Origin of the sequence: Micromonospora deserti (genome assembly GCF_003236335.1) — a bacterium.
In the GTDB taxonomy this organism is placed as follows: Bacteria; Actinomycetota; Actinomycetes; order Mycobacteriales; family Micromonosporaceae; genus Micromonospora; species Micromonospora deserti.
This window is the reverse complement of record NZ_POUB01000429.1, coordinates 1-3,250: the sequence shown is the minus strand read 5'-3', so window position 1 is coordinate 3,250 and position 3,250 is coordinate 1. Positions and strand designations below refer to the sequence as shown.

Below are 3,250 nucleotides of genomic sequence, written 5' to 3'. Positions count from 1 at the left end.
GGGCTGTGCGGGGTGGAGCCGGCCGGGTGGATCGGGCGGCGGGCGGGCGCCAGCGTCGCGCCGGGCTCCACGTACTCGGCCAGGCGGCGGGTCGCGCCGGCCGCGGCGCGGAGCCGGTCGGCCAGCCAGCTACGCGGGCGTCGGCGCGGCACCGCCGGTCTCCAGTTCCAGGCCCTCGTACCGCAGGGTCAGCGCGGCGATCGCGAGCTCCTGGCCGAGGGTGTTGAGGTGGGCGCCGCGCCAGTTCGTCGGCCAGGCGTTGATCAGGTTCCAGCGCAGCACCTCGGCGGTGCCGGCCGCGTCCAGCAGCACGATCGACACGTTGCGCCTGTTCACCGTGCCCCGGGCCACGGCGTGCACCCAGTCCCAGAGCTCCCGGGAGGCGGTGAGTCCGAAGTGCAGCGTCACCGGCCCGTACTCCACCTGGCCGGGCACCATCCGGATCCGGTCGTTGCCCTGCTCCCGGTACGGCACCGCCGGTATGGTCATCTCCAGGCCGCTGACCTCCGTGAAGTGGCCGTTGGTCACGCCGTTGACAAGCAGCTTGAAGTTGTACGCCCGGTACGGGTCGACCGGGGCGCCCGGCTGGGGGGCGGCCGTCGTGGGCATGTCAGCCTCCAATCGTCTCGGTCTCGGCGCCGCCGGCCCACTGGCTGAGCTTGAACACCACGAACTCGGCGGGCTTGACCACCGCGATACCGATGTGGGCGACGACCATGCCGGCGTCGCGGACGTCGGCCGGGTTGGTCTCCTCGTCGCACTTGACGAAGAACGCCTCCTCGGGCGTACGACCCAGCAACGCGCCGTCCCGCCAGACCCGGGTGAGGAAGGCGCCGATGTCGCGGCGGATCGACCGCCACAGGGTGAAGTCGTTCGGCTCGAAGACCATCCACCGGGTGCCGTTGGCGATCGCCTGCTCGATGGCGATGGAGAGCCGGCGGACGTTCAGGTAGCGCCACTCGCTGGCCTCGGCGGCGAGCGTACGGGCGCCCCAGACCCGGATGCCCTCACCGGCGAAGTAGCGGATCACGTTCACGCCCCTGGGGTTGAGCACGTCGTGCTCGGGCCGGGTGACCAGGTGCGCGAGGTCGACCGCGCCGCGTACCGGCTCGTTGGCCGGTGCCTTGTGCACCCCGCGCAGCGCGTCGGTGCGGGCCCAGATGCCGGCCATGTGCCCGCTCGGCGGGGTGAGCACCAGTTCCCCGCTGAGCGGGTCCCGCACCCGCAGCCAGGGGTAGTAGAACGCCCCGAAGTCGGACTGCCGCGGACGGTACGCCGCCTGCGCCTCACCGCCCCCCGCGCCGCCGGAGCCCCCCGCGCCGCCGGAGCCGCCGGAACCGCTCTCGGCCGGTTTCGGGGGTTTGCCGGTGCTCGGCGTGGCCACCCGGGTCAGCGCGGCGACGTCGTCGACGTCCGGGGCCGGGTCGCAGATCGCCACCATGGTGCGCGTCCGCTCGGCCATGCTCAGCAGCGCCTCGTGCGAGACCGGGTCGTGGAAGCCCGGGGCGGCCAGGATCGACACCTCGTCGACCGCCTCCAGCAGGTGCAGGCCGCCGCGTCGTTGCCCGGTGCCGGTGATCCCACCGCCCTCGCCGACGTTGACCACCCAGCACCGGGTGCCGCCATTGTCGAAAAAGCCGAAGACCGCCCTGGCCAGCGGGGTGCTCTCCAGGCGGTCCCCGTCGGCGTAGAGCCGCAGGAAGTCCGACCAGTTGTTGACCGCCTGCGCCCGGCCCAGGTGGGCGGTGCGGTCCGGGGTGACGCCGACGAAGGCGGCCGTGCTGGTGCCGACCGGTCCGATCGGGCGGGCACCGCTGGGCACCTCCTCGACGTAGATGCCGGGCGAGAAGTAGGTGGGCATCGGTCCTCCCGGTACGGATCGCGGGTCAGCGGGGCGGTGGTGCGCAGACGATGACGATGTCGGGTTCGGTCGGGTCGACCTGGGCGGTGAGCACCTGCCCCCGGCCGGTGAGCCGCAGCCGGACCGGCCCCGGACGGTGCGGGTCGCGCGGTACGCCGACCACCCGGAAGCGGCCGGCCGGGTCGGTGTGGGTGGCGTACGCCGTGCCGAGGACCTCGACCCGCATCGCCGCCAGCGGCTGTTGCTCGGGCCCGACCACCCGCCCGTCGAAGGCCAGCATCTCCAGTTGACGTAGCCGCAGCGGCCGCAGCACCGGGGGCGCCGGCGCGGCGGGGTGCGCGACCTGGGCCGGTACGTCGAGGAGCAGGGCCGGTCGGGGGCCGGTGCCGAACGCCGCCCACAGCGCTGGGTCACCGGCCTCTAGCACGACGGCGCGGTCCCCGCCGGCGGTCGCGGCGGCGAGCACCCGGTCCAGGCCGGGCAGTGCCGCCGGTCCGCCGGCGCAGAGCAGGTAACGCACCGTGAAGCGGTACGGCTCACGGCCGCCGCTGCCCCGGGTCTGCCGGGCGGGGCGCAGCTCCAGCGGCCAGAGCGTCAACCGGGCCGGGTCGTCGTCGGGCCGCGGCGGGCCGACCGGCACGGCTTCCCCCGCCGCCCCGGCCAGCCACGCCGCCACCTCGGCGGTGGCCGTCTCGATCGGGCCGCGCCCCGGCGTGGTCATCGCGGCGGCGTCCCCTGCACGCGGTAGGCGATGGCCTCGTTCCACACGTGCGGGTAGACGCCGATCTCGAAGTACCGGGTGAAGCGGTTGATCGGCGCGTTGGTGTGGTCGTGGTAGAGCAGCCAGACCGGGGCGATGGTGAACAGTACGTAGTTGGCGAGCACCAGCGGGATGTAGAGCGGCCCGAGGATGCGCGCCTGGAGGATGTGCACGTCCTCGTGCCGCTGGATGCCCGGCCCGGAGCCGGCGCAGACCGTGCCGATGGTGGTTGCGTACCGGGGAGAGACCCCTTCGACGACGTTGACCCGGCAGCTGTGCTGCGAGGTGGCCCGGTCCAGCGAGTGCCCGAACACCAGGTGGGCGGCGAGGTAGATCGCGCCGACCACGGTGTTGAGCAGGCTCCAGGTGTGGTCGACGATGAAGAGGAGGACTCCCTTCGGGTCGGGGCCGTAGACCCGGGCCGAGGCGATCGCCCAGCCGAAGACGCCGCCGACGAGCAGGCCGACGGCCGCGCCGACCAGCAGCCCGACGGTGCCGCCGGCGAGCTGGCCGTCGCCGAGGTGGCTGCCGTCCGCGCCGTCCGCGAGCACGTCGCCCGCGCCCTCGACCGTGTCCGCCGTGGCGAGCGGCCTCCCGCTGCGGACCTGGCGGCCCTCAACCGGGCTCAG

4 protein-coding genes are annotated in these 3,250 nt (G+C 74.2%); all 4 read right to left on the bottom strand.

The window, feature by feature from the left end:
* Positions 1 to 129: 129 nt before the first annotated feature.
* From C1I99_RS30640 to C1I99_RS30625, 4 genes are read right to left on the bottom strand one after another with little or no spacing between them, the layout of a single operon-like run.
* On the bottom strand, positions 130 to 609 hold the full coding sequence (locus C1I99_RS30640; protein ID WP_111137636.1) for a phage tail protein: 480 nt from the start codon (positions 607 to 609) through the stop codon (positions 130 to 132).
* A gap of 1 nt (position 610) precedes the next feature.
* The gene (locus tag C1I99_RS30635; RefSeq protein WP_111137635.1) at positions 611 to 1,861 is read right to left on the bottom strand and encodes a phage tail sheath family protein; all 1,251 of its coding nucleotides are present in this window, start codon (positions 1,859 to 1,861) and stop codon (positions 611 to 613) included.
* 25 nt (positions 1,862 to 1,886) lie between these two features.
* Entirely contained in the window at positions 1,887 to 2,582 is a 696-nt protein-coding gene (locus C1I99_RS30630; protein WP_111137634.1) for a carboxypeptidase-like regulatory domain-containing protein, read from the bottom strand.
* On the bottom strand, positions 2,579 to 3,250 hold the full coding sequence (locus tag C1I99_RS30625) for a glycine zipper family protein (protein WP_233512809.1): 672 nt from the start codon (positions 3,248 to 3,250) through the stop codon (positions 2,579 to 2,581). The genes C1I99_RS30630 and C1I99_RS30625 overlap by 4 nt, the downstream gene beginning before the upstream one ends.

What these genes read in the sequence shown, in the direction of transcription:
- C1I99_RS30630 (WP_111137634.1), bottom strand. Translation starts at nt 2,582, where the DNA reads ATGACCACGCCGGGGCGCGGCCCGATCGAGACGGCCACCGCCGAGGTG.
- C1I99_RS30635 (WP_111137635.1), bottom strand. Translation starts at nt 1,861, where the DNA reads ATGCCCACCTACTTCTCGCCCGGCATCTACGTCGAGGAGGTGCCCAGC.
- C1I99_RS30640 (WP_111137636.1), bottom strand. Translation starts at nt 609, where the DNA reads ATGCCCACGACGGCCGCCCCCCAGCCGGGCGCCCCGGTCGACCCGTAC.